The sequence below is a fragment of the Bradyrhizobium zhengyangense genome (assembly GCF_022012555.1).
Classification (GTDB): Bacteria; Pseudomonadota; Alphaproteobacteria; order Rhizobiales; family Xanthobacteraceae; genus Bradyrhizobium; species Bradyrhizobium zhengyangense.
Genome location: NZ_JAKLTZ010000020.1, coordinates 69,850 through 94,241, shown reverse-complemented (window position 1 = coordinate 94,241; position 24,392 = coordinate 69,850). Strand labels below are relative to the sequence as shown.

Sequence of the window (24,392 nt, the reverse complement as noted above, 5' to 3'; positions counted from 1 at the left end):
GGGAAAATCGATCTGCTTCAAGCCAGGTTGATCGGCGCAGAATAGTCGGCGTTGCACCAAACTTGCGTCAGAGCCAAAATTGGACGCCGATGAGGGGTCAAATTTGCAGGCCGATTGACAGGCAAATCGCCGCTCTTCATGAAACCGCGGTATGATCTGCCGTGGCTGGCGCAATTCGCAGCAGAGATGGCGGCGCGCTGTTGGCCGGTCTTCGAGACGAAGGCTTGGGGATGCTCGGCTACCGAGGTCGACTGGCGGAAGCATGGCTTCGAGGGGTCGCGTCTCGGCTACCTGTTGAACGGTGCCGGCCTCTTCCACCATGCGCATCGCGCGGTCGACGATTGCCACGCTTTATTGGAAATCCTCTCGATCGACCTGCCGACAACAGGAGAGCCTGCTCTCGCGCTCCTGCTCGGGACCGCCCGCAAGCCGACGCTGCGGGTGTGGGCGGAGCAATCCCCGTTCGATCTCAAGGATTTACTCAAGAGGCGCGGCTATCGCGGGAGCGACGGCAGCGACGGTCGGTCCAAATCCTGGGTACATCGACGTCTGCGAGACAGCGTCCGAGGACGAGATCGCTTTCCTGAAGGCGATCCAGTCGCGCAGACCATTGATGCTGTGGAATCCGTCGGAAGCATAACATCGGATCGAGGGGAATGTGCTCTGCATCATCTGGGCCAGCGCGTGTCCCGGACCGAGGTCGAGCGCGCGGTCGACCCCTTGCTCCGCAAGAGCCTCCAGTGTCGTCTGCCCAGGCGATCAGGCGTGCGGCTTTGTAAGCGAGCTTGGTCGTTCCGGCGCCGAGAAGATGCTTTCTGTGCCATCGTCGGCGAGGAGGATTCGCTGAGACGAGACCGGCGCCTTTGTGCTCATCGAACAAGCGCAGTGAACAGCCCGACCAGCAGGCCTACGACCGTAACGAATAGACGGAACCCGGACTCAAGCAGCGAATCGAGTGTCGCCTGCTTCTGTTCGTAACTCTTCGTCAGTTGGGCGATCGGAAACGCGCTTTGGTAGGCATCGTTGAATCGACCGTAGATCACTTCACCGGCTACCCACACAGTGCCGAAGCGGCTGATCAAGTTCATGAACTTCCGCTTTTGCAGCAAATTCTGCCAAAGCGGTTCTGCTAAGCTGAAAGCGACCACCGAGATCGACAGCCAGAAGAGGATGGAAGCGCAAACTTCCAAAAGCCTCGCTGGCCATCTCAAAAGTGTTAGCGGCCACGATGCCCGCACAGATGCGTAAATGATGACTACTGCAACAAAGAGAGCCACCAGCGAAATTAAGGCTACAGCGAGCGGGTTACGCCAAGTCCTAGGATGCAACTCGGTCCGAACGTTCTCGAGATCGCTCCCTAGTCGTAAATTCACGTGCTGCAGCGAAAACAACTGCATGACCGGGACCTCGGCGAGGAGCATCAACTGGAAGAGGTCGTCGAGAATCGAGTCTTGCACCGTCTGCCCGGCCTTCGGCCTTGAGAACGGCATCTCCGCATGGATTTCGACCGTGCTCGCACGCGAGACCAGGATCACCCCATAGTCGTATTGTAGTAGATTGGCCTCGAACGCCTGTTCGACCTCGGAGGCCGCAATGGTTTGGTCCAAGAGGCGGTAGCGGTTGTTGATCGAAACGATCTCCTGCCCTGTTTTCCCCTCTTTGAGGTCGGCCGCATTTCTCGTGTCCGCGACGGAGGAAACGTACAAGAAAGGATAGGAGAAAGACGGGTCTTGTTCATCACCCTCTTGACTTGGTTCCTTGAAGTCGCGCGAAAGATCCGGATACTTCTCTTGAAATCTGGCCCAGTAGGCTCGGGCACGTTCCAAGACTTGCCTATAGGTCTCGTTCCATCGTCGCAGCTCGGGATGAACCGCAGGACGCTCGGGGGGCTCGGTGAATAAGGCCGGAGATTCTTCCCGGAACATCTGCAGGTAAAATTTTGCAAGGTCCGAGACCTGCTCAAAGGGGGTCGACCTGTGAGCCACCTTCAGACAGCCGAAAGCCGCAGCGGGGTCGGTCAGCTTGAAGAGGTCAACCGCTTGCAAAGCATCGCACGCATGGATTGACCCGATTTTCAGCCAGAAGGCGATCGTGCCGACGCCCGTCCCAGGGAAGAGTGAAACGATCGCCCTGAAGCGAGGATTCTCAATCGGAAATTTCCGCGGCTTTTTAGCCTCCTCTCTATCAGGCTTCTCTTCAAGCTCTTGTTTATAGAGGTCGAATTTTTCGATCGGCACCTCGATGCTGAACTGAGTGACCTCGCGCCAAGCCGGTTGCGCCTTGTAGATGTTGTCTCTAGCTTTGCCGAATGCCTTGACCCAGCTTGGTGTCGCCGCTTCGGGCGTCTGCTGGGGGGACGTCGCTGCCTTGGCCGTCTTTTTTTCAGACTTTACTCGCGTGAAGTGCTTCGTGCTCCCGCATCCCCCAAACTCATGAATATTGGGTTGGTACAAGAACGGCATAATCGCCGCCGCGTAGACTTCGCGGTACGGCGGGGGTGAGTCCTGTTCGGGCTCACCTGTCTGCGTCAAGCCTGCGCAGCCTTCCGTGACGCCACACGCCTGATATCGGCGGTCGCCAGGAAACCGGCGATCTCGCGCACGGGCAACTGCGCGACAGCCGACCGCTCGGCTGATGACAGCTGTGTGAATTCCGGCATTGCTCTGATTTCACGGGCGCAATCGTCGGGCGCCGTCAGCAGCAACTCCTTCGCTCTGGCGAGCACGCGCTCAAGTGGGCCGGTAGTCATGGCAAACGTCCCGTTTCAAAAGCCGTTCTCGCGACCGCCATTGGCGGGGTCGATCGGCGGAATGTAGATTGTCGTCGCGTAATTTACCCCATCCGCCGCCAGGCTCCAAGCGCAAAGCGGAACGGTCAGAAACAGCGGCTCCGCGCCGCTCTCATCGAGGTCGCAAAAAGTTATGCGGTGGTCGGCGGGATACTGCTCGAGCAGCCGCTCCATCAATGGTGCCAGCAATGCGGGAGCCAATGCCTGCTCGCCGTCTGCGGTGGGGATCCGAAAGCTGCCGATTTGCGCGACGAGGGTCGATCGCCACGGATTGATCGAGGCTGTGCCTTCGACCAAGGGATCGGCCGAGATGACCTGGAAGCCGGCCGGGCCGACCACAAGCGGCAATCGTGCGATGATGGAATCGACGAATGAGACACCTGGTACGACGTGCGTCCGCAGACCTCTTGCCGGTGCGCCGGCTATCATCAAACGAACGGGCTCGTCGAGATACATCGGATGCCCGTAGGTCAAATACGCGACCGGACGCTCCCTGGTCGCCTTTTCGAAAATATGGGCGGCGACATCTGCGTAAATCTTCGCTCGCTCTTTCCCTTTTTCGTAGAGGTGCTCGATGTTGACGAAATCAAGCCCGTTGCTTTCGAGAAACGACCGGAGATTGGGGCTTGGCAGCGTCGTATATGAGACCACCTGACGCAGGATCGAGAGCGCTTCCAAAGTGACGTCTCGCGCAGGCAGGATTCCGCATCCGATGAGGTAGAGATCGGCGGTCTTGATCGGCGGGTACTCCGGCGAAGGTGGACAGCTTTGCGACATCACAGGTCGTTTTTACCCCAGTTCCTTCACTATCCGCTACTCCTGCCCGGAGAAATCCGGAAATTGGGAAGCGAATTCCGCTTGCCCCATCCACCCGCTCTCCTCTGTCGCCTAGCCAGCACCAGAGTTCCGGCTCGCGCGTGCTGCCTTGCGCCCTTCCTTCGCCACCTTCGCGATCGCGACGTCGAAGTTGGTCCGCCCGCGGCGCTTGTGCGGCACCGGGGGATGATCAAGAGCGGCGATGTCGTAGCGCGGGTACTTCTCGATCTCGGCCGCTATCGTCTCGATCCAGCAGTCTCCGTAGTCGTTGCCCGCGTTCGAGTCCTTGGGACGGTGGCCGGTGATGAAGCCTTCGACCTCGCGGTCCATCTTGACGTGCCTCGCCACGCTCTTGAACAGATGGCGCCAGCCGTGGTTGGGCTTCACGTCGTAGGGTATGTTGATTCCGGGACCGTGAACCCATTCGCCGATCCGCTCCGCGAGCTTGTGGAATTGAGGATGCCCTGACCGTTCCGCCGCGACGACGTTCCGGATCGTAGAACAGAGGCTTCTTGAGCTTGGCGCGGGTCGCCACTTACCTCGGTCGAGTTCGCCGCCCGGGCAGCCCCGTCACGCAGGCGGGCCCATTGAGCCTCGATGGCCACGTTGACGGCGCCGATCTTGATGTTGGCCCTGGCGTTCGTCCTTGGTCCCCAGAGTGGCCCAGAGCTCGGTCTTGCCGACCAGGGGCACCTTCTTGCGGATCCAGTAGTTCTCGGAGGTCGGTCGCTTGATCGGCTTGGGCATCTTGAAATTCGACATGGTGGAGCACCTCGGTGTGGGACCGGCCGTACAAGAACCCCTGAAAATGAAGGTTAGGCTTGTAAACAAGGGGTCCGCGACCCCGAAAGGGGGTGAGTCCCACTCTCTCTGCCAGATCGTATTGAAATCACTTATATTTTTTTGAAGTTTTGTTACAAACCACGGCTTGCCCACCGGAAGACCGAATCCTCTCGCATTTTTAACTGGGAAAGAAGGCGCGTTCCGGCGGGACCCTATTTGTTCACGTCACCTCTCGTGTCTGGGCAGCAGCCCACCACATTTTGTTGATATTCCGCTCGATTTGGGGGTGATAATGGCTCTACTCAACTTGCATCGCGCATTCACTGACGCGGCGACCGAGAACGACTATCTCGCCCGGCTCACGGTACCGGAGCCGCGCGAGGGAAAGCTCCGCAAGGCACGTGACGAGATCCGAGAGACGCTTAAGGCTGGATTTTCGGATTGGCAACGCTTCGCGGATCGTAGTTTGGTTATGGAAACGACTGCCGTTCGGAAGGGCGCGACCGAACCTCGATTGCGTCTGAAGTTCCGTATGCAGGGTAGTGCCTCGCCCGCGTATCGCACGCTCAATGATCCGGCACATCCGCCGCAGCAGATTGATTACGACGATGGCGTTTACCTTCCGGTCTCGTTTCTCGCCAAGACGGGAAACCCCGTGATCGCGGCCGCAGGTTACTACCGGTTGGTCGAGACGGTCCTTGCGCCGCTCTGCGAAAAACGAAAATGGACGTTGGATAGACGAGCCAAAAAATGCGTCCGCGTCGTCCTCGACAGCAAAGCTTACATCGACCTTCCGCTGTACGCGATCCCGGATCAGGAGTTCGTTCGGCTGGCCGAGGACGCCGCATTGACCAAGCGGGCTGACAGCGCGCTGTTTCTTGATGCAGAGACGCTCGATGACGAGATATACGAGCGCCTCAATCAGGACGAACTCCGGCTCGCTCTTCGGGAAGGCAAGTGGATCGAATCCGACCCTCGTCTGCTCGAAGATTGGTTTAAGCAGGCGGTGGCCGACCTCGGACCGCAAGTTCGACGCGTCAATCACCTCGTCGGCGCGGGGCGAGATTTCAGCCTGAATTTTCCGGGTGGTAGTTTTCCCGAAAGTGCTTTACGGCACCCTCAATTTGAACCCAGTCGTGTTTCGATTTCTCAAAAACCGATATGCCGGGAGCTGGGTACTTTGGATTTGCCATCGCGCCGACTGCAACACCGATCATCGAAGGCAAGCTGGTGACTTTCCAATAGACCGTTGATCCGCACTGCGGACAAAAATAGTTATGCATTTCCCCGCCGCTTGCAGCGGCATGTGCGAACTCTTTTGAAGTTCCTGAGACGGTAACAACCTCCGCGGGGTAATATGCTCCCACGCCGAACGGCGCACCTGTTCGACGTTGACAGTCGATGCAGTGACAAGCAACGACTATCTTGGACGGTTCTTCCGGGAGCGAGAGCATGACTGCACCACAGTTGCACCTTGCGTAGACCATAGTAATTCCCCATCGTCGTCCGAGACTCACTGCAAAGCACTAGGCTAGCAGATTAGTTGCGCGAGGAGAGTGCGAAAGCGACGGCCCAGGCCGCGCGCGTTCTCGATGAGACCGCCGACAAGATAACTTTGTCCGGCGACTACGTCCGATCGGACAGCGGTTCGCCGGTGCTGGATTCGGATGGCCGGGTGATCGGACTTATGATCGAAGCGACCAACCAGCCGGGCAGCGCGACGCAAGGCATCGCAATTCCGGTGACGCGCTTCGCATCGATCCTCAGCGGTCCGACCGCGTCACCGATCGCGCGAAAAGCCATTCCGAGCATGGCCGAGCTCGGCGGAACCAGGCCGACGAGCACGGCCGTAGATGCTATCGAAATCGCGGTTTCAGGGTGCGTCTTTCTCGGAAAACGTTCGGCTCGGCTCGCCAAAAATACGCCCGACATGCCTTTCGGATTGAGTACTCTGCAGATACTCCTCGACGCAGATAAGCGTGGATTCTTGATGGGCACGAGGCTTTCCCCGGATATCGCAGTCAACCTCCGATCCGATTGTCCGGTCGTCGAGTCTGGATCCGCCTACTACTCGCCCGCGCGCGTCCAATTGAAGCCCGGAGACCGGGTGACACTCTCCGAGATATTGCCGTTGAACTACCTCGACGACGTGTTCTTCTGGGCGCGAGTAACCGCTCGGGGGAGCAACAGTGGTTCGAACGACAGTAACGCGGGCATCGACCCAAGTGCGGCCCCAGCGGACGCCGGCTCGCTTCAAATCGGCGAACGTGATGTCTGCGGCAGCGCTTTACTTGGCCTCCTTACCGTCATCGGTCAGCGCCACGCAGGCGTTTGCCCAAGACCGTGGCCGATGCACGAACTCGGGTAGGAACGCCGCAGCGCAGCACTCGCCGTCATGGCCGCTATCCGCACGTCACGGCGCGCGAGTTTGCCGAATATGTCGCGCGAAGATTATAAACATCCCAGTACGTCGGGACTGGTATTTTTCGTAGTGGGCGGCGAGGCATATGTATGTACCGGCCAGCGAGGAGGGCCGTTGGGTGAGAGGACTGCCTATGAAGAACCTTTCATGTAGAGATCGCAGGACCGGCCAAAATACCGGCCAATCGAAACGTTAAAGGTCTAAAATATGCTTTAAAGTCAATGCCTTGAATGAAAGTTCCAGCGGTCACGAAAGCGCAATCGGAGATCGGCCAATAAATGGGCCAAATTCGGTTGTAATTTGGAAATTCATGCGTAAAATCAGCTAGTTAATTTGCGATAAGATCGGCCAATGGCGATAGAAACACCCCAGCGCATTGAGCCGGCGCGGCTTGAGGAAACGTCCGAGGCCATCGCGGATGTGGTTGCCGACCTGTCGGCAGCCTCGGCCAGGCTCGGTGTCGGGCTTCATCAGCGCACAGCTGCGAACCTTGCCAACTTGGTGCGGCTGATGAACACCTACTACAGCAACCTCATCGAGGGCCATAACACGCGGCCAAAGGACATTGCTCGCGCGCTCGAGGGGGAGCTTGACCAAGACGAGGGCCGTCGCAACCTTCAGCTGGAGGCCGCGGCACATGTACGCGTGCAGACGGAGATCGATCGCCTTACCGCCGACAGCGAGCTCGGTGAGCCGGCCTCAGTGGAGTTTATCAAGTGGTTGCATCGTGAATTCTATCGAGGGGCGCCGGGCGATATGCTCCAAATCCGCGGCAACGACACGACCTTTATGATGGTGCCCGGCGAATGGCGGTCGAAGCCTGAGCATGATGTTGCGATAGGCCGTCACGTTCCGCCATCTAGCGAGCGTGTTGACGACTTTATGCGCTATTTCGAGCAACGCTACGCCTTCAGGCCGCTGAAAACAGCCGGCCGAATCATGGCGATCCCTGCGGCGCATCACCGCTTCAACTACATCCATCCGTTTCCTGACGGAAACGGCCGCGTTAGCCGCTTGATGAGCCACGCTATGGCCCAGCTGGCCGGCATCGGTTCACACGGGTTATGGTCGATTTCGCGCGGCCTCGCCCGAGGCCTCAAATCGCCGAGCGAGTACAAGCGCATGATGGATATGGCGGACTCGTCACGACAGGGAGACCTCGACGGACGGGGCAATCTTTCGCTGAAGGCGCTCAACGAGTTTGTTCTATGGTTTCTCCAGGTCTGTCTTGATCAGGTGAAGTTCATGGACGGGCTGTTTGAGCTTGATAACCTAGGCTCGCGCTTAAACACCTATGTCGAACGCAGCGACACGCTCAAGCCAGAAGCAAAGCGCCTCCTCGAAGAGGCGCTGGTTCGCGGGCAGTTCGAGCGTGGTGACGTCGCCCGGATAACGGGTTTGCCTGAGCGCACCGCGCGTCGCGTGCTTGCTGACGTGCTTGCCGACGGCGTGCTCGGATCAGACACGCCCAAGGGCGCGGTATCGCTCCGCTTTCCGGTTGAGGCCTTGGATGTGCTGTTTCCGCGATTGTTCCCGGAAACGTGATTGCGGGAGTGAGTGGTAGGAGACTCGTTACGCCCCTGAGCGCGCCCAGACACCCGTAATGCCGCGGGAGCGCAGGAAACATGTCGCGCGCCATGGAAAACTGCCCCCTCACAGCGACATCGACATTCCGGTTCGGGTGGATCAGCCAGCAAGGGCGAGAGTCGTCGTCACGTATCGTTATCAGGTGCTCCTGCTTTCCAAATTGCTGAAATCCCAGATTGAACAAGACGCGCAACCTGTTCGGCCGCGCGCCTTGGCTATGCAAGTTTTCGCCAGTCGGAAATCGCCGGCATGTGATGACGTGCCAATTCGTGACCAAATAGAAACGTCCGTTTCGGCTCCAAATAAAACCCATGGCAATGTCCAGGCTCTCTTCATTGAAGAGCTGTTCGAGCGGCACGACAGCCAGCGAGTAACGATCAATTCGGGTCATCGGAACCTCGGTGAATTAGCTTGCGTGACGGATTCCTCATGACACTATCTTAGGGTGCGGGCGTGCGATCCATCAGCCCGCTCGGGAACAAAATCCAGCGTGTTTCGACCTACCTGCTTGATGAATTTAGCAGCTAACCTGCTGATTTTGCTTGGCAAGCATGCTAAGTATTGCAGGCTGTCAGAAATCACTATCTATTTCTGACAGATAGGAGGAGGGGCATGCAGACCGTAGCTGAGCGCATTCTGGAATATGCCCGAACATTGCCCGAAGGCGCCTTGATTGGTGCTAAGGATGCTTTGCATTTGGGGAGCCGTGCAGCGGTCGATCAAGCTCTGAAAAGGCTTTCTGAGCGCAACGAGCTGATGCGCCTTGCTCATGGGTTCTACGTCCTGCCGGTCAAAACCCGGTTCGGTGTACGCGCACCGCAAGCGGAGAAAGTCGTCCAAGCGCTCGCTGCCACGCGTGCCGAAACAATCGTCCCGCACGGGGCAGCAGCTGCAAACGCACTTGGTCTTACGACCCAGGTGCCAACGAAACTCGTCTATCTGACGTCTGGTCCTGACCGGGAGCTTAAGCTCGGCGCACAAACCGTTGAGGTGAAGCATGCGCCAGAATGGATGCTGTTTCCGGCAAAGCCGGCTGCCGGGCAAGCCATTCGCGCCTTGGAATGGCTCGGCAAACGGCAAGCGAACGATGCGCTGCGGGTCCTTAAGCAGAAATTGTCGGCGGAAACGTTGCAAGACCTCATCGCCGTGCGCCCCGCTCTGCCTGCGTGGATGTCAAAATCGATCAGCCAATCGCTGCTAAGCTATGGCTGAATCCTTTCTGACGTTTTCTGCCGAAGATCGGCTTGAGGCACTTGGCGTTGCTGCCACCGCCTCAGCCGACCCATTCATTTGCTTGAAAAAGATAGTTGGGTCGTATGGGCCTTGCAGGGCCTGTTTGAAACGAAGCTCGGCGAACATCTCGTTTTCAAGGGCGGCACCTCGCTCTCAAAAGGTTATGGCATCATCCAGCGCTTCTCCGAAGATATCGATCTCACCTACGACGTTCGTCAGATCATTCCCGAACTCGCCAAAGGCGATCACCCGATACCCGAGACACGCGCCCAAGCCGACAAATGGACGAAGGCTGCGCGCGAAAAGTTAGTCGTGTGGGTCAAAGATGAAGCCCTGCCGGTTCTACAGCAACATGCCGCGGCGACGGGTGTGAATGTAAAATTCCGCGTCGATGCGGATGTGATCTATATCGACTATCACCAAGTCTCCGAAGGTTCCGAATATGTAGCGCCGTCCGTCAAACTCGAATTCGGTGCTCGATCAACCGGCGAGCCGGCCGAGATACGCCAGGTCACATGCGACGCAGCATCTTATCTGCCGGAATTATCGTTTTCGGCAGCGGCGCCCAAGATCATGCTGCCTCAGCGCACCTTCTGGGAGAAAGCCACCGCCGTCCACGTCCTTTGCGCCCAAGGCATCAAAGGCGATCGCATCTCCCGCCATTGGCATGACCTTGTGAAGCTTGATGATGCTGGCTATGCCAAGGCTGCATTCGACGATCAGGATCTCGCAAACGAAGTCGCCGACTGGAAAAGCAAATTCTTTCGCACAAAAGATCGGGACGGCAACGTGATTGACTATCATGCCGCCGTTTCCGGCAAACTCCAGCTCGTCCCTGACGGTGAAATGCGCAAAGAACTTGAGGCCGACTATCAGAAGATGGTCGATGCCGGTTTGCTTCTCGGCGACGCCATGCCTTTTGCCGGTCTGATGATGCGCTGCGCAGATTTGCAGAAGCGTGCCAACGAGCGACATTGATGCGCCGCCGCCCTGTCCATCGTCGGCTATGTTCATTCAATCGCCTTTCGCATGATCACATCGAGAACCCCCTCAAGCTGGCAAGATCTTCAGGAACAGTCCGCACGCATCTTGGCGGAATGCGGGTTTGCCGTCGAAATCGAAAAAAAGGTGAAGCTTGTTCGTGGCCAAGCGGAAATCGACGTCTATGCCGAGGAAACTCTGAAAGGACGAAAATACATCATCCTTTGTGGGTGCAAGCATTGGAGGGCCGCCGTTCCCCAAACCGTGGTTCATTCCTTTCGCAGCGTGATGACGGATGTCGGCGCCCACAAGGGCTACATCATCTCGAGTTCGGGCTTTCAGTCGGGAGCCCGCGATGCCGCGCAGATGACAAATGTCGAGTTGGTCACCTGGGATCAGTTTCAGAACGCGTTCGAGCCGAGTTGGCTCGAAAATTGTTTCACTCCGGTGATCACAGCGAAGCTCGATCCGCTGATGGGCTTTTCCGAGCCGTTCCTGCCGCCCTCGTTTCCCCATTGGCCTGAGGCCGATCAAAACGAATATCTTCAATTGAAGGATGAGCTCGATCCCCTCGGCTGGTTCGCGATGTCGATGGCTACTTATTCGAGGATTCTCCGCCATAGCAGTTATCCACCGCTGCCGCTCAAGAATATTCCCGATCCCACCGAGAAGTATAAGGGGCTTCCCACGGATATCATGAGCGCCGTGGGTTATCGCGATCTTCTCGACGCCACACTTCACCATGGAGAAGCGGCGATTGCGAAATTCCGCGCGGTCAGAGATCGCAACAAGTAAGCCAGCATTGAACCATCTGTCGAACAGTTGAAGCAGTGTCGGTCTCCGACTGATCAGACCGACTTCAGCTTAGCGACACGCATGTAGCGGGTATAGCTGCGGGTACCCGCTGGTTGCGAGTTCGAGTTTGTGACAAGCGAAGGAACGACGGTAAAGGCGGGTGCGGGCAATAGCTTGAGCAATCGCCTTGCAGTCTTCAATGAAGATTTCATCGACCTGAATCTGCAATGGTCGGCTGGTCGGGCCAAACCCGTCTTCTACATCGGCCGAGAACAGGCCGAGTTAGCCGCCGAGCTTGCAAAGAAGGAGGCAGCGCTACCGGTTGCCAACGAACGCAAGATCGCGGCAGAAGCGCTCTTTCGCGCAAAGGAGCAACAGCTAGCAAACTTCAAGCGTGCGCATGCTCGTACAGTCTCAACAGAGCTGCGGCAGGGAAGCCGATCGCGGTTCTTGCAGAACACGGTCGCGTCCCACACCGAATCGTCCGCAGACAAGCCGACGAACCAGCGAAACAGCAGGTTGTAGTCAAGCTGCTCCATCATGCCGTTCCGACCGCACCGTGTAGAACGCCTGCAGCAACAGCGCTCGCAACAGCCGCTCCGGAGGGATCGATGGCCGTCCTTCGCGGGCATACAGCCGATCAAACGACCGCGACAAATCCTTCAGCGCCGCATCAACGAGTTCCCGGATCGCTCGCAGCGGATGGTCCGCCGGGATCCGGGTCTCCAGCCGCACGTAGCTAAAAAGGCGTTCCGCATGCTCATCTTCGCCGCGCATCCCGTTCCTCAATCGAAAGGAATCAACCGCATGCACAGAATCACACTCCAGCCGCCTCACGAAACGACTTTTTCAGCAGCCTGCTAGAAGCGGTCGAGACAGTTCTCAGTCCGGCGGTTGCCGCCATCGACGCAAAGTTAGCCCGACCGACAATTGCGCTACGGGAACTGGCGTGGAACGACGACGAGACGATCGCCGTGACGTTGGGCTTGGTAAACGCCTGGGTGGGCACGCTCAACGCTGCCATCAAGCAGCACAACGAGACCTTCGCGCAATTCACCCAACGGCAGGATGAAGCCCGTCTTGCTCTGAGGCGCCACCATTTGGCTGACAAATCCCAGGAGTTTCAGAACGCGTGCGACGCGGTGAGCGAAGCCAAAACGGACGTTGATGCTAGGACGCTCAGTTACAATCAACTTCAAGAGCAAGCCACGGACTTGCGATCTCGGATCAAAGAGCACGGTCAGGCTGCGGAGAAAATCAATCGCTTGATCGAGGCCTACCTTGGCCACAAGGAACTTTCTATTGCAAGCGTAGAAAAAGGCTATGAAATCCACCGTCGCGGTAGGCCGATAGACAGCAGTCCTAGCGAAGGGGAGAAGACGGCGATCGCACTCTGCTATTTCCTTTCAAGGCTTGAGGCTGAAGGGCGTTCGATCAAGGACCGTATCCTCGTCGTGGATGATCCGATTTCTAGCCTGGACAGCAGAGCGTTGAACTAAGCGTGTTCCCTTCTTTTAAGTCGGCTTGGGAATGCAGCTCAGGTGTTCGTTTTGACACACAACCAAAACTGCATGAACGAGTTCAAGAAAGCCTGGAAGGGTTTCCACAAACCTCGCAACGAAGCGACCCCGCCTACGGCAAGCCTCCTGTTTTTAGATGTCAAAATTCCAAAAGGGCTGGACGGACGCTCAACAGCTATTGTTGAGATGTCAAAGCTGCTCCGTGAGGATGAGTCTGAATACCACTACTTGGTGGATCACGTCCTGAAGTTCAACGCCAGCGCAGATCCAGACTACGAATACGCCTACATGATGCCGAATGTACTTCGGCGAGTGCTCGACGTTTTCTTAGCGTTCCGGTGCCCGGGAAGTGCAGGTTTCGCTTCGAAGATGGGCCAGTTGCGAAAAGATCATGCTACGCTCGACGGCGAGCGCCTGGCCGCGCTGGAACGTCTCGTGCAACTGGAATCGCACTCCGATAACATCGATGACCTAATCGGGTTTTCCTCTATGACGCTGGAGGAGAGTAAGGCTGCCACGGCGGCCTTGATCGCGATGATGGAGGCCGTAGACCCTACCCATCTGGCTGGGCTGCAACGACTATGCCGATGAACCCTTGTCGCAGTTCCAACCCGGCGCAAAGAACACAGCTATGCTAAAGTGGTCCAGTTCGGAGGCAAGGACCTTGTTGCCTGGCCGACTAGACCACGACGGCTGGTGAGCAGATCGTGCTGACGGCGAACGAAGTAAGGGCACGCGCAGAATCCACTGCACGACTGCGTGCTGTTTGTCCTTCACGGTATCACCTTGGGCCGACGCAAGAAATCAGGGGGAAAGATCGACTTGCAGCGTCCGTGGAAGCCAGAGAACGACCGTTTGAAGCCGGTCACCTTTATCTATCGTCGCAACAGCTGATCGTTTTCCGCTTTAGTATTCGCCATCAATGGCGATCGAGCCCAATCGCTGGATGCAGCGCAAAGAGGGTAGGGGACGGATCACCCAGTTTTCCGTTCGGCCTCGACAGCGTTCTACAACAGCGGAGCATCTAGGCTGGGAATCTCCGGCATGGCCTTGCCGGCAATTGCCTGCAGGTCGCCGACCATGCCCACGGTCGAATCGATGACGGCCAGGATTTGGGTTTCCCGCTTGGCCCATTGGCCGGCCCATAAACTTGCGCTCCTTGTCGAGATCCTCGCGCATATCGTTGAATTTCTCAACGACAGCTTCGACCCGCTGTCGAAACTTCGTGCCTGTCAGGTAGTGATAGACCTGCTCCATCTTGGTCTGCTGGCCCTGCTGAACGAGGCGTGAGCTGCTCACGTCGATCAGACCCTGGCGGAGCGCCACGGCGACCGGCAATGCGCAACGCGGATGAGCCACCCATACGCCGTCGACGAGGTCAAATTGCTCGATTTGTTTCGGCAGCGCGTGGGAGATGATCAGAGCGACGTCGGCGCCGGAACGGCGCTGGTCGTCACGTAATTTGGCGAGCCACACGTCACTCCATGCCTTGGTGCGTTTAGTTTCCCAAAGGATGATGCCGGCAGATTGGCCGATAGCACCATTTACTTGCTGAATTACGTCCGCCCCGAGCTCACCTTTTCCCACCGGCTCAATCGAATCTGTCGGAAAGCGTCCGCGCAGAAGATCTTCGAGCTCGAGTTCGAGCACTTCCCCTTGGGATTGCTGTGATCCCTGCTCGGCCTTTCGCTTAAGTTCCTCGATCGTGCGCGTCATCGACTCGATGGTCTGGTCTTTCTCGGCAACGCGCAAGCGCGCAGCCTCGTCGGCTTCGTGCCTGGCCTTGATCTGGATTTCGCTGATTGAGGCCTGCACGCGCTTCTCTATTGTCAGGTCGAGTTCGCGCTTTTCCTCTTCGAGTGCGCGCTGCTGTCGCATCAGTTCGGCTTGCTGTTTTTGGGCCTCGGCAAGCTTTGCGTTGTTGGTAAGCAGGTTGGCTCGCAGCTCCGCAGCTTCCGCTTCCTTCGCCTGCAGCTCGGCGGCGGCCGCCTCTCGCGCCTTCTTGCTTTCGGCCGCGACCAACTGGGCACGTTCGGCGGTCAATCGCTTCGCAACGTGATCCTCGATTTGCTCGCGGTCCTTAGCGACCTGCTCGCGTTCCAGCCGCAGTGCCTCTGTCTTACGCTCCATCTCTGCATCTTTGCTGGCCAGCTGCTGTTGAAAGCGCTGACGGGTTTCAGCGAGGAGGGGAGCGGCCAATGACTCCGTCAGACGGATCTCGTGATTGCAGTTGGGGCAATGTAGGGTCGCCTCGTGCGAAGCGCCGGTTGCTTTGAAACTCATGAATTCCCCATCATCGTTGCAACCGGATTCAACATGATCTGTGCGTGATTGCGATGTCGCTCGACTTCATGTCCACATACGCGTCGTCGATTTCGACCTTGGCCGGCGGGTTTTCCACCGACACGTCGATCTACCCGAACGCGTGCACGAGCAGCCTCGCACGAATGTAGTCCAGAATAGAACAAAATAGGAACGCGCGTCAACTTTGGATCCCGAGGTGAGTTTGTATGACGACGATTTTACTTAGTCTGGCCATGGGAAATGGATAGAACTTAAACCTTGGATATAGTTTGAATATGCGCTAGTTTACTTAGTATGGCTGAGCAAAAGGACAGAAAGCTAAACAGGCTCGAAAGGACCCTTCCGCAGGGACTTCTGGTCGATGCCGCCTGGATGGAACGACATGGATATTCCACCAGCTTGCGCAGCCAATACGTATCGGCCGGCTGGCTCGTTCAGCCGGCGCGGGGAACCTTCAAGCGCCCGCTCGGTGAACTCTCCTGGCAGGGCGCCGTCGTGTCACTCCAGCGATTGCTCGGCTCCGACTTCGTCGTTGGCGGACGCACCGCCATCGAAGTGCAAGGCTTCGGCCACTACCTGAGCCAGACGGGTCCTTCGACCATACATCTATACGGAACGCGGTCTGCTCCCGGCTGGCTCGGCAAACTTCCGCTCAAACAGAAATTCCGCGTTCACCGCACGCAAAGCCTGTTCAAAACGCACGGGAGCCTGCCCACATCAGAGTCGGGGACAACGCGGGAAATACCGGGACCATTCGACTGGCCTCTCACGGTATCGACGCCCGAACGCGCGTTTCTCGAACTGCTCGACGAATTGCCCCGCCACGAAAGCTTCCATCACGTCGATGCACTGGCGGAAGGCTTGAGGAGCCTGAGCCCCCGGCGGCTGCAAATGCTTCTGAACGACTGCAAAAGCGTCAAGGTCAAACGATTGTTTTTCTGGTTCGCGGAGCGACATCAGCACGCTTGGCTCAAACAGATCGACAAGTCGAAAGTCAATCTCGGCACGGGAAAGCGCATGCTCGTCAAGGGCGGCAAACTCGACACCAAATACCTCATAACCATCCCAGACGACCTCAATGCCCCTGTCTGAAAAATATCGGCATCAAGTGGCCTTGTTGATCGAGACGATCCCGTTCGTCGCGGCGGAGCCCGATTTTGCGCTCAAGGGTGGCACCGCCATCAATCTCTTCCACCGAGATATGCCGCGCCTATCGGTCGATATCGACCTGACATATCTGCCGGTGGCTCCGCGTCCCGAATCTCTTGCGGCGATAGATGCGGCGATGAAGCGCATGACAGAGGCCATAAGGAAAGGATTGCCGGGCGCGCGGCTGACGGAAGTCGTCAATCCCCGTGAAAAGATCGTCACCAAGCTGACCGTCCAGAAAGGCGACGCGCAGATCAAGATCGAGATCACGCCGGTGATCAGGGGCTGCGTCTTCGAGCCGGAGCTGCGCGACGTGTCGCCGAGCGTCGAAGAGACGTTCGGCTTCGCGCAGATGAAAGTCGTTTCGTTCGCCGATCTATACGCCGGCAAGCTTGTCGCGGCGCTCGACCGGCAGCATCCGCGCGACCTCTTCGATGTCCGCGATCTGCTCGCCAACGAAGGCATCACGGACGATCTCCGCAAAGCGTTCATTGTCTACCTCATCAGCCATGACCGGCCGATCTCCGAGGTCGTGGTTCCTCGTCGCAAGGACATCCAGCACGAATTCACGCACGGCTTTGAGGGCATGACCGCCGATGAAGTGACCCTGGACGAGTTGCTCAAAACCCGGGAAACGCTGATCGCCGAAATCGCGGGAAAAATGCGGCAAGCTCGCAAGGACTTCCTCATGGGATTCAAGCGCGGCGAGCCGGATTGGAACCTGCTAGGCGTCCCTGACGCAGCGGACCTGCCGGCGGTGCGCTGGAAGCAGATCAATCTGGACAAGCTTCCTGCCGAGCACAGGGCGACGCTCGTCGCGCAGCTCGAGAAGGTCTTGCGCAATGCCTGAGGTCGGAGGAGGGGATCTCAGTCGAGCACGCTCGTAGCAACTTGTTGAGAGAATTTTTGGGGTACGCCCGCCACCCAGCGAGCCCAGAGCTTGCGGGCTTCAGCTCAGCCGCCTATCGAACAGTGGACGCGCCTACCTATGCGTGCCGTACACGTTTCCGGTGCTTGGATTTCGGTAGGAGCCGCCTTTATGAGAAGAGCCCGAGCCGCCGATGTAAGTCCCGCCGTGGCTAGAGGTATGATGGTCTCCACCATACGACACGCGGCCGCCAAAATGGCTACCACCTATTCCAACAGCAGACGCTCAGAAATGCTCGCTGTTGTGTTTGTCGGATTTGCGCATTGAGGGCATGAACCGCAATATCGTTCTCGTCTTTATCACCGCCTCTGGCGGCAAGAAGATGCGCGAGGCAGGCTTGGCGAGATTTGCCCACATCGTCTTTGCCGATCGTAGCTTGCTCGAGAAAAGGCGCGCGATGCGCCTATCCGCTGAACGCGCGTCGATGTTGCAAGCCGGATTCGCCACCTCGGGTGAGAAGCCTGATCATGGCGACCCGGGTCGGCGCCGAGTATGCCGAAATAGATTATTCAAGGTAGACGGAGGGGAGGGTGAAAGCCTGACTCGGTATTGGTGCGCTCCTTCTAGCGCTCATCATTGGCGCGCAGTTCATCACCATCTTTGTTGTCCAGCCTATTGGCGCGTTACCCGAGGGGCGGACCGTCGTCATAGCTCGCCTTACAAAGCTGAACTTTATCGACAGCGCGGACGCCTTTTGCGACCGAACAATGGGTGGTGTCAGCCTCCTGTGCCAGGCTGCCGTCCTCGGCAAGGTCACGAAGGAAGGTCCCATTCTCCTGCGTCTTCCTTATTCGGCGACCCTTTATCAAATCAGCACCGGCGGCAAACACTACGACCGATAGAAAGCGGCGAGCCGCCTATGAGGTTCGCGTTCGCCAGGAACGATGTTGCCCTTCGTTAGCATTGAAGTGCGAGAGTCTATCGCGCCATCGACCTAAAACTCCCTCGTCGACAGCTGGCGCGCCAGGGCGACAGCAGCCCTTGGTCTGAGTTGCATGTCGGGCTTGATGGCAAAATGAAACTTCTTCCTCTTGATGAAGGAGAATGGTCCAACCTCCTCGGGACCTAGGCCGAGCGTCGAGGGATTTTGCGCCTATTGACTTTGCGCCGCCGGTTTCGATGGTCCAGAGACCGTCCCGGCGGGCAGGGGGTATGGATACGACCTCTGGCGTGAGCTCGGCGCTTTCGCGGTCGTCTTCGGGGGGGGGGCGTGGTGGATCGTTCACGCGCCGAACCGGGTCAGTCGTCGCCGAACTTCCGTCGTTGGAAGCCGGCAGCGAGGATGCCTGGAAATGGCAGTTAAACCCGCGTGCAGTCGGCTCAGTTCGCAGTGGTTGCCGTCGGCGAGCTGGTCGAAAATCCATAGCACGCCGTGCATTTGCAGCCCGACCGAGGTCGCCAACTCGCGCAGCCCTCCGTCGCCGGTCAGAAGCGTCCATTGGCGGGCCTCCGCGATGGCAAACGCGAACGTGTCCGGCGTGGAGAGATGAGCGCGTTGCCGCGGACTGTCGTCGCGCGGGTCAATTCTGCCGGGGACAGCTCTTCGACCCGTAGGCCGAGCGCAGTAAGGCGATCGCCCAGGTCCCCGGCCAGCTCTCGAACAAAGAGCAGGTCGGGGACCGCAAACTCAAAAGGGAGACGAAACAGGTCCTCGAGCAAGGCGCCTCGCTCCAGATCGATCAAAACCGAGGTATCGGAAACGAGGACCGCCAAGGTGCTTACGCCGCAACTTGATCCAGACGAGCGTCCAGTTCGCGAACCGTTATTCCCAGCAGTTCAGCGGCCCGGGCTTCGCCGATGACTCGTTCGGCCAGCGCACGATAGCAAAGCCTCTCGAAGCGCTTCGGCTCCTCGAGTTCAGGCTTCATCCGGCCTGGCTCTTCATAGGGCGCCGTCCGCCATCCCCGTTCCGCGAAGATCTTGAACAGCCGGCCAAAAGCGGACTGGCTGATGATGCCGAGATCCTTGCAGCGATAGGCGATGGCCTGGATGCTGACGCCAAAACGCTTCTTGAGCGCGACCAGCTCGCCAAGACTGATCGACGATCGGCTGACCCCAACTTCGGCCCGAAGGACGTCGGCCGGCATCAGGAAGGCGCCGGCAAACCGATGCGCCGCCTTTTCCTCATCGACGCCGGGGGATGGGGCCAGCACCATATGACCGAGCTCATGGGCGAGATTGAAGCGCTTCCGCTCCGACCACGTGCTTTGCTTGATGACGATTACTCGCGCAGCGTTGCGGTCCTTGCGTCGCACCTTGGCGGCAAGCCCGTCGATATCGTCGAGATCGAGCGACAGGATCTTGATCCCGCGCTCCTCCAGAAGCTCGGCGAGCTGCGGGATGGGATCGTTTCCCAAACCCCAGTCTTCGCGGACAGAGCGAGCCGCATCTTCGGCGTCCCGGACATCGGCCACCGGATGTGGTGCGCTGCGTGGCTGCTCCCAATCGATGCTGCGCATCTGGAGCAGGTCCTCGATCGCGAGATAGCGCTCCAGCATGTGAATCGCGCGGGCTTCGAGGGCGGCTTCTTCCCGGAACGACGTGCCCGCCTTCTTGCGGAACTCGACGCCCTCAAGGGCAAGTTCGTCCTCGCTGAGCAGGTAATCCTCCGTCACGTGGAGCGTCGCCGCCAAGGCGATCAGCACCCGCGAGCTCGGCATATCCTCGTTTCTCTCATATTTGCCAATGGCTTGGGCCGATACGATGCCATCCATGGCGTCAGCGAGGCCACGCAACGACAGGCCCGAGGCCGACCGTGCGACCTTAAGCTTGTGTCCGATCATCTGGGCCTCCTTTGCGTCTCAGTTTACAGAAGTACGATATGGGCACAAATTTGTAAACCAAAAACCCTTGATGCGCGGAAAATTGAGCCTATATGGCCCGCATACCGCTCCATTGTCCCGGATTTGTAAACCGGTCTGGGTCGGACAAGTTCCACTGTGGCGTACTTTTGCGCCAGCCGCCGGCGAAACCGACCAGCAGGAATCGAGCAGCGATGTTGAACAATACTCAACTGCGGTACTACGACAGCAACGTGCTGCGCCTGCCTGCCGACAAGCGCAAGGAATACCACGAGCAGGTCGATCGCTTGATCGATGAACTCCGCAAGACCGTTCGCGACAAGACCGAGATCAAGATCACTAAGGTCGTGAAGGCCGGCCTTCGCCAAATACACGATTCTGCGGAAGACCGCTGTCGATCCGGTCGATGTCGATGTCGTTTTTTACATTTCTGGCCGAGACGTCAGCAAGGAGACGCTGGATAGCCTGAACGACACGATCTACGCGCTGCTGATCAAGCAGTATCCGAACAAGTCGGTCGAGGATTTTGAGATCCAGCGCAAGGCGGCGACCGTCACCTTCGTGGGCACGGGCCTCAGCGTTGATATCGTGCCGGTCATCGAAGACGAGAACCGCGCCGGCTACGGTTGGCAGTTCGACATTCACGACGGCACGAAGACGCAGACCTGCGCGCCTTGCCAGATCAAGTTCGTCCGCGATCGCAAGGACCAGGACGCGGATTTCCGCACCTTGGTGCGCATGGCCAAGAAGTGGCGCAACCAGGCGGAACTGAAGCCGCTGAAGTCCTTCGCCATCGAGCTGATCATGGCGCATGTCCTCGCCAAGCAGGGCAACGGTGCAAGCATCGAACAGCGCTTTCGCAATTTCCTCCTCTACGTCGCGCAGTCGCAGTTGAAGGAAGAGATCAAGTTTCCCGAGAATGTCGCGCCATTCACGACGTTCTGCGATCCGGTGGTCATTCTCGATCCGGTCTACAGCCTCAACAACGTGACCAGCCGGATTTCCGAGGACGAGCGGAAACAGATCGTCGCCGCCGCCCAGGAGGCCTGGGAGACGTCCAATTTTGCATCGGCCGAGAACGACAATGAGGTCTGGAAGGAGATCTTCGGCCCTCGATTCAAGACGGAGGACTGAAGATGAGCATGACCCAGGTCAGAAGCGCGAGCGCGACCTACACCTACGTCGACATCGAGAACGTCGTTCGGCGCGTCAACGCCGATCTCGTGATGATCGCGGACAGCACCGGCTGCTGGACTCCGGAGGAGGCTCGCAACTACGCCCATGACATCGAGGTCCTGGCCAAGGACGGCTACCTCAAATGGGTCGACGTCACGCTGATCAGCAGTGGGGTCGAGATCAAGGCCGTCAGGTTCGAAGTCGATACCGACGCCGGCTCGCTGTCTACGAGCCGGCCCGGCGGCGTTCTTTGGCCGAAGGTCGCAGGGGCCAAGCTTCGTGTCGTGCTGAGCTACACCGACGACTACACCAGTGCCGCACGCGAAGCCACGAAAGGTAAGCTTAAGATCGGTTGGGTGACCTGCTACGACGATACCAGCCATGCCGCTCTCTCGTCGGCTGGCGGCCGCAACTATGTCAGCAATGCCTATGGCATGCAGCGCAAGGATTGGGCCTCGTGAGTCAACCCAGCATCTTCGACAGCGAGACGCCGCTGCCCAGCGATACGCTGGCCAAACGCGAGAAGACCCTTCTGGGGTTCGATACCCGATATGCGCGGGTCCACGATCAGCTTCGTCTGCTGCTGAATGTCCGCGAGCTGGCGGGCTGGAGCCACAAGAATCACGGCAAGAGCCTTCCGATCTGCGATCTCGTCGCCGAGCAGTATCCGCTGGTGATCTTTCACGGCGATGTCGGCACCGGCAAGACCGCAACAGCGGAGTGCATCGCCAACAAGTTGGTAATCGAGGCCAGAAGCGAAGATTCGATCCTGTTCAAGCTGAGTAACCGCGTCCGCGGCAGCGGCATGGTCGGCGAGATGGGAACATTGATCGCGGAAGCCTTCAAGAAGGTCATTCAATCGGCCGGCAAGCACCGCCGCGCGGTCCTGATCATCGACGAAGGCGACAGCCTCGCCGCCTCGCGCGCCCAGGAGCACAGCCACCACGAAGACAAGGTAGCGGTGAACACGCTCATTCAGGGCGTCGATGACCTGCGCCAGTACGGCGGCCGGATCGTGGTGATCCTGTGCACCAACCGGCTGTCGGTCCTGGATCCTGCCTTGTGCCGCCGCGCCGCCATCATCGAGGAGTTCCGCCGTCCAACGGACGACGAGCGCCGCCAATTGCTCACGATGGATCTGGCCGGGTTGTCTCTGACGCCCATTCAGCTATCGCAGCTCGTCGAAGCCACCGGAGCGCGGGCAGGCAAGCCGTCCTGGACCTATTCGGATATCAGGACGAGGCTCTATCCGGCCGCGCTGGCAAAGGCCTTCCCGAGCGGGCCACTGCGCTTCGATCAACTCAAGCTCGCCGCCGCGGCGATCACCGCGTCGCCGGTGATGGAGGATCGCTGATGGCGCGCTCCCCTCTGTTCGGCCGGCGCATCCACATTGCCGGCAGCATCGTCGAAGACCTTGCCATCGCCTCGACCGCCGACGTCAATCAGGCCCGCGAGCTCGTTGCTGCGCTGGTCAAGGAATTGGCCCGTCGCGGTGCGAATTTCGTCGTGCCTGTCGACGCTGAACCTCTGCGCAAATCCGACGGGCTTCCGATCTGCTTCGACTGGCTGATCTGGAAGACGCTCAGGGAGAGCCTCGCGTCACGCCCGGCGAATGTTCCGGGCCCGCTCGCGGTCGCCGTGCAGCACCACAAGAGCGAAGATCAGGTCCCGGCTGAGTATGCCGACCTATGGGACGAGCTGCGCAGCTCGCCAATGGTCAAGATCGAGAACGCCGCGCACTGGAACATGGCCAGCAAGCGCATGGAAGCCCAGGCCCGCTTCGGCGATATTCTTGTCGCGCTCGGGGGGACGGAAGGGGTCCTCTACCTCGCAAATCTCTACCACGATGCCGGAAAGCCGATCATTCCCCTCAATCTTCCCGTGTCGCCGGAAACGGCGGGCGCTCGCCGGCTCTACAGCTTCGGATTGACTAGCAGCCAAACCCGCCGCCTGTTCCAGGTTGCGGATGACGGCGACGCCCATGACTGGCTCAACAAGATCCGGTTTCCGCCGCGCCAGTCCATCCCCGATCGCGTCGCGGTCCTCGTCGACCTGCTCGAGTCCCTGGAAAGACCAAAGGCCTTCGCGGTGCGGCTGCTGAATCCGGCGCTGCCGGACTATGCCGACGTGCAGGACTTTTTCGACACCGTCGTGCAGCCGGTGATCGAGAACGAGCTTGGCTACCGGCTCGTCGTCATCGACGGCCGGCAAGCCCACGACCATGCCCGTATCGATCAGGAAATCTTCGCCAAGTTGCACCGCAGCGCCGTCGTGATCGCCGACATTACCGGCGGACGATCGAATTGTTTCCTCGAGCTGGGATATGCTCTGGGTCGCGGGCTGCCTACTATGGTGACGGCGCGTGAGGGCTCGGACCTGCCGTTTGACATCACCACGCTCTCTGGCCTGCATTGGAAGAACAGCGGCGCGGCCGAGGATCGCCGGCGCGCCTTCCGCGAACATTGGCAGGCGATCCGCACGCGACCCTCGCTCGTGCCGGCGGAGCCATTGATCTCATGAGGCGTAAAACCGAAGTGTTCGTCTCAGTCGACGTTGAAACCGCCGGGCCGATCCCCGGTGAGTACAGCCTTCTGTCGATCGGCGCCTGCGTTGTCAACGATCCGGCAAAGACCTTCTCCTGCGAATTGAAGCCGATCAATCGCAATGCCGATCCGAAAGCCCTGCAGGTTTCCGGCCTGTCGCTGGATGAGCTTGCCAAGAACGGGCTCGAACCGGCGGAGGCGATGCGGGCCTTCGCGCAGTGGCTCGACGCGCTTGTTGAAAAAGACGGCTCGGTCGTCTTCGTCGGGCTCAACGCGCCGTTCGATTGGTCATTCGTAAATTATTATTTCCATCGGTTCACGGGCGATAATCCATTCGGGTTCACGGCTTTGGACATCAAGGCGCTTTTCATGGGTGCGACGGGGTGCGATTGGGCCGATACGCGATCGAGCAAAATGACGGAGCGCCTGTCGCCTCGGTTGAAGGGCGATCATCAGGCCCTGCATGATGCGCAGTATCAGGCCGAGTTATTCAGTCTCATTCGAACCAAGCTCTTGGGAAATCGGTAGAGCATGGCGGGAGACATGAAGCGACGCTCGCTCATTGT

At 58.7% G+C, this 24,392-nt stretch carries 22 protein-coding genes and 6 pseudogenes; 18 read left to right on the top strand and 10 right to left on the bottom strand.

Features of this window, described 5'->3' with window-relative positions; all coding sequences use genetic code 11:
* Positions 1 to 189: 189 nt before the first annotated feature.
* Positions 190 to 640: pseudogene (locus tag L6639_RS37900) on the top strand (hypothetical protein); the annotation flags it as partial.
* A 229-nt stretch (positions 641 to 869) separates the two neighbouring features.
* Here the strand turns inward: L6639_RS37900 and L6639_RS37895 are convergent.
* From L6639_RS37895 to L6639_RS37875, 5 genes are all read right to left on the bottom strand, one after another.
* Entirely contained in the window at positions 870 to 2,462 is a 1,593-nt protein-coding gene (locus L6639_RS37895; RefSeq protein WP_237866550.1) for a hypothetical protein, read from the bottom strand.
* Positions 2,463 to 2,527: 65 nt separating this feature from the next.
* A complete protein-coding gene (locus L6639_RS37890) occupies positions 2,528 to 2,749 on the bottom strand; it encodes a hypothetical protein (protein ID WP_128929606.1) in 222 nt (73 codons plus the stop codon).
* A gap of 15 nt (positions 2,750 to 2,764) precedes the next feature.
* Positions 2,765 to 3,565 carry an SAM-dependent methyltransferase gene (locus L6639_RS37885; protein WP_194408521.1) on the bottom strand — a complete coding sequence of 267 codons (801 nt, stop codon included), beginning with the start codon at positions 3,563 to 3,565 and terminating at the stop codon, positions 2,765 to 2,767.
* A gap of 111 nt (positions 3,566 to 3,676) precedes the next feature.
* Positions 3,677 to 3,934 (bottom strand): hypothetical protein, encoded by a 258-nt coding sequence (locus L6639_RS37880; RefSeq protein ID WP_128929604.1) that lies wholly within the window; start codon positions 3,932 to 3,934, stop codon positions 3,677 to 3,679.
* 240 nt (positions 3,935 to 4,174) lie between these two features.
* Positions 4,175 to 4,366 (bottom strand): hypothetical protein, encoded by a 192-nt coding sequence (locus L6639_RS37875; protein WP_128929603.1) that lies wholly within the window; start codon positions 4,364 to 4,366, stop codon positions 4,175 to 4,177.
* A 313-nt stretch (positions 4,367 to 4,679) separates the two neighbouring features.
* Here L6639_RS37875 and L6639_RS43145 point away from each other — a divergent pair.
* Positions 4,680 to 5,402, top strand: a pseudogene (locus L6639_RS43145) (CBASS cGAMP synthase); the annotation flags it as partial.
* A 52-nt stretch (positions 5,403 to 5,454) separates the two neighbouring features.
* Here L6639_RS43145 and L6639_RS37865 read toward each other — a convergent pair.
* On the bottom strand, positions 5,455 to 5,874 hold the full coding sequence (locus tag L6639_RS37865; protein ID WP_128929601.1) for a GFA family protein: 420 nt from the start codon (positions 5,872 to 5,874) through the stop codon (positions 5,455 to 5,457).
* Between the two features lie 56 nt (positions 5,875 to 5,930).
* Between L6639_RS37865 and L6639_RS37860 the strand changes: the two genes are divergently transcribed.
* The 7 genes and pseudogenes from L6639_RS37860 to L6639_RS37830 all read left to right on the top strand — a co-directional run bounded on the left by L6639_RS37860 (position 5,931) and on the right by L6639_RS37830 (position 11,930).
* Entirely contained in the window at positions 5,931 to 6,755 is an 825-nt protein-coding gene (locus L6639_RS37860) for a hypothetical protein (RefSeq protein WP_128929600.1), read from the top strand.
* Between the two features lie 405 nt (positions 6,756 to 7,160).
* Entirely contained in the window at positions 7,161 to 8,354 is a 1,194-nt protein-coding gene (locus tag L6639_RS37855; protein ID WP_128929599.1) for a Fic family protein, read from the top strand.
* Positions 8,355 to 8,412: 58 nt separating this feature from the next.
* On the top strand, positions 8,413 to 8,829 hold the full coding sequence (locus tag L6639_RS37850; protein ID WP_128929598.1) for a hypothetical protein: 417 nt from the start codon (positions 8,413 to 8,415) through the stop codon (positions 8,827 to 8,829).
* Between the two features lie 179 nt (positions 8,830 to 9,008).
* A complete protein-coding gene (locus L6639_RS37845; RefSeq protein ID WP_128955174.1) occupies positions 9,009 to 9,608 on the top strand; it encodes a DUF6088 family protein in 600 nt (199 codons plus the stop codon).
* Positions 9,601 to 10,607, top strand: a pseudogene (locus L6639_RS37840) (nucleotidyl transferase AbiEii/AbiGii toxin family protein). Before L6639_RS37845 ends, L6639_RS37840 begins: the two are co-directional and overlap by 8 nt.
* Before the next feature lie 51 nt (positions 10,608 to 10,658).
* The gene (locus L6639_RS37835; RefSeq protein ID WP_128929596.1) at positions 10,659 to 11,405 is read left to right on the top strand and encodes a restriction endonuclease; all 747 of its coding nucleotides are present in this window, start codon (positions 10,659 to 10,661) and stop codon (positions 11,403 to 11,405) included.
* A gap of 129 nt (positions 11,406 to 11,534) precedes the next feature.
* A complete protein-coding gene (locus tag L6639_RS37830) occupies positions 11,535 to 11,930 on the top strand; it encodes an AAA family ATPase (RefSeq protein WP_164935606.1) in 396 nt (131 codons plus the stop codon).
* Here the strand turns inward: L6639_RS37830 and L6639_RS37825 are convergent.
* Positions 11,840 to 12,182: pseudogene (locus L6639_RS37825) on the bottom strand (transposase); the annotation flags it as partial. The gene L6639_RS37830 and the pseudogene L6639_RS37825 overlap by 91 nt on opposite strands.
* Before the next feature lie 11 nt (positions 12,183 to 12,193).
* Here L6639_RS37825 and L6639_RS37820 point away from each other — a divergent pair.
* Positions 12,194 to 13,516 (top strand): annotated as a pseudogene (locus tag L6639_RS37820) (AAA family ATPase).
* 416 nt (positions 13,517 to 13,932) lie between these two features.
* On the opposite strand, the pseudogene L6639_RS37815 reads toward L6639_RS37820, so the two are convergent.
* Positions 13,933 to 15,208, bottom strand: a pseudogene (locus tag L6639_RS37815) (DUF2130 domain-containing protein).
* A 315-nt stretch (positions 15,209 to 15,523) separates the two neighbouring features.
* On the opposite strand from L6639_RS37815, the gene L6639_RS37810 reads away from it, so the two are divergent.
* Positions 15,524 to 16,321 (top strand): type IV toxin-antitoxin system AbiEi family antitoxin, encoded by a 798-nt coding sequence (locus L6639_RS37810; protein WP_128929593.1) that lies wholly within the window; start codon positions 15,524 to 15,526, stop codon positions 16,319 to 16,321.
* Positions 16,308 to 17,228: a nucleotidyl transferase AbiEii/AbiGii toxin family protein gene (locus L6639_RS37805; RefSeq protein ID WP_128929592.1), complete on the top strand. Its 921-nt coding sequence runs from the start codon at positions 16,308 to 16,310 to the stop codon at positions 17,226 to 17,228. Before L6639_RS37810 ends, L6639_RS37805 begins: the two co-directional genes overlap by 14 nt.
* A gap of 1,300 nt (positions 17,229 to 18,528) precedes the next feature.
* On the opposite strand, the gene L6639_RS43750 is transcribed toward L6639_RS37805, so the two are convergent.
* On the bottom strand, positions 18,529 to 18,762 hold the full coding sequence (locus tag L6639_RS43750; protein ID WP_476727269.1) for a hypothetical protein: 234 nt from the start codon (positions 18,760 to 18,762) through the stop codon (positions 18,529 to 18,531).
* A gap of 262 nt (positions 18,763 to 19,024) precedes the next feature.
* Entirely contained in the window at positions 19,025 to 20,089 is a 1,065-nt protein-coding gene (locus L6639_RS37800) for an XRE family transcriptional regulator (protein ID WP_128929591.1), read from the bottom strand.
* 212 nt (positions 20,090 to 20,301) lie between these two features.
* Between L6639_RS37800 and L6639_RS37795 the strand changes: the two genes are divergently transcribed.
* Genes L6639_RS37795 through L6639_RS37770 form a run of 6 tightly spaced genes read left to right on the top strand, consistent with a single transcriptional unit; the run spans position 20,302 to position 24,354 of the window.
* Complete coding sequence (locus L6639_RS37795) at positions 20,302 to 20,571, top strand: hypothetical protein (RefSeq protein WP_232995582.1); 270 nt, start codon at positions 20,302 to 20,304, stop codon at positions 20,569 to 20,571.
* The gene (locus L6639_RS37790; protein ID WP_308421698.1) at positions 20,483 to 21,241 is read left to right on the top strand and encodes a CBASS oligonucleotide cyclase; all 759 of its coding nucleotides are present in this window, start codon (positions 20,483 to 20,485) and stop codon (positions 21,239 to 21,241) included. Before L6639_RS37795 ends, L6639_RS37790 begins: the two co-directional genes overlap by 89 nt.
* A gap of 2 nt (positions 21,242 to 21,243) precedes the next feature.
* Positions 21,244 to 21,744: an HORMA-1 domain-containing protein gene (locus L6639_RS37785; protein WP_128929590.1), complete on the top strand. Its 501-nt coding sequence runs from the start codon at positions 21,244 to 21,246 to the stop codon at positions 21,742 to 21,744.
* Entirely contained in the window at positions 21,741 to 22,637 is an 897-nt protein-coding gene (locus L6639_RS37780; protein ID WP_128929589.1) for an AAA family ATPase, read from the top strand. The genes L6639_RS37785 and L6639_RS37780 overlap by 4 nt, the downstream gene beginning before the upstream one ends.
* Complete coding sequence (locus L6639_RS37775; RefSeq protein ID WP_128929588.1) at positions 22,637 to 23,803, top strand: hypothetical protein; 1,167 nt, start codon at positions 22,637 to 22,639, stop codon at positions 23,801 to 23,803. The genes L6639_RS37780 and L6639_RS37775 overlap by 1 nt, the downstream gene beginning before the upstream one ends.
* Positions 23,800 to 24,354 (top strand): 3'-5' exonuclease, encoded by a 555-nt coding sequence (locus L6639_RS37770; RefSeq protein WP_128929587.1) that lies wholly within the window; start codon positions 23,800 to 23,802, stop codon positions 24,352 to 24,354. Before L6639_RS37775 ends, L6639_RS37770 begins: the two co-directional genes overlap by 4 nt.
* The last annotated feature ends 38 nt before the right edge of the window (positions 24,355 to 24,392 follow it).

Bases quoted from the DNA above. Each gene is read 5' to 3' on its own strand.
- L6639_RS37895 (WP_237866550.1), bottom strand. From the start codon at position 2,462: ATGCCGTTCTTGTACCAACCCAATATTCATGAGTTTGGGGGATGCGGG.
- L6639_RS37890 (WP_128929606.1), bottom strand. From the start codon at position 2,749: ATGACTACCGGCCCACTTGAGCGCGTGCTCGCCAGAGCGAAGGAGTTG.
- L6639_RS37885 (WP_194408521.1), bottom strand. From the start codon at position 3,565: ATGTCGCAAAGCTGTCCACCTTCGCCGGAGTACCCGCCGATCAAGACC.
- L6639_RS37880 (WP_128929604.1), bottom strand. From the start codon at position 3,934: ATGGACCGCGAGGTCGAAGGCTTCATCACCGGCCACCGTCCCAAGGAC.
- L6639_RS37875 (WP_128929603.1), bottom strand. From the start codon at position 4,366: ATGTCGAATTTCAAGATGCCCAAGCCGATCAAGCGACCGACCTCCGAG.
- L6639_RS37865 (WP_128929601.1), bottom strand. From the start codon at position 5,874: ATGGTCTACGCAAGGTGCAACTGTGGTGCAGTCATGCTCTCGCTCCCG.
- L6639_RS37855 (WP_128929599.1), top strand. From the start codon at position 7,161: ATGGCGATAGAAACACCCCAGCGCATTGAGCCGGCGCGGCTTGAGGAA.
- L6639_RS37850 (WP_128929598.1), top strand. From the start codon at position 8,413: ATGCCGCGGGAGCGCAGGAAACATGTCGCGCGCCATGGAAAACTGCCC.
- L6639_RS37845 (WP_128955174.1), top strand. From the start codon at position 9,009: ATGCAGACCGTAGCTGAGCGCATTCTGGAATATGCCCGAACATTGCCC.
- L6639_RS37835 (WP_128929596.1), top strand. From the start codon at position 10,659: ATGATCACATCGAGAACCCCCTCAAGCTGGCAAGATCTTCAGGAACAG.
- L6639_RS37810 (WP_128929593.1), top strand. From the start codon at position 15,524: ATGGCTGAGCAAAAGGACAGAAAGCTAAACAGGCTCGAAAGGACCCTT.
- L6639_RS37805 (WP_128929592.1), top strand. From the start codon at position 16,308: ATGCCCCTGTCTGAAAAATATCGGCATCAAGTGGCCTTGTTGATCGAG.
- L6639_RS37800 (WP_128929591.1), bottom strand. From the start codon at position 20,089: ATGATCGGACACAAGCTTAAGGTCGCACGGTCGGCCTCGGGCCTGTCG.
- L6639_RS37795 (WP_232995582.1), top strand. From the start codon at position 20,302: ATGTTGAACAATACTCAACTGCGGTACTACGACAGCAACGTGCTGCGC.
- L6639_RS37785 (WP_128929590.1), top strand. From the start codon at position 21,244: ATGAGCATGACCCAGGTCAGAAGCGCGAGCGCGACCTACACCTACGTC.
- L6639_RS37775 (WP_128929588.1), top strand. From the start codon at position 22,637: ATGGCGCGCTCCCCTCTGTTCGGCCGGCGCATCCACATTGCCGGCAGC.
- L6639_RS37770 (WP_128929587.1), top strand. From the start codon at position 23,800: ATGAGGCGTAAAACCGAAGTGTTCGTCTCAGTCGACGTTGAAACCGCC.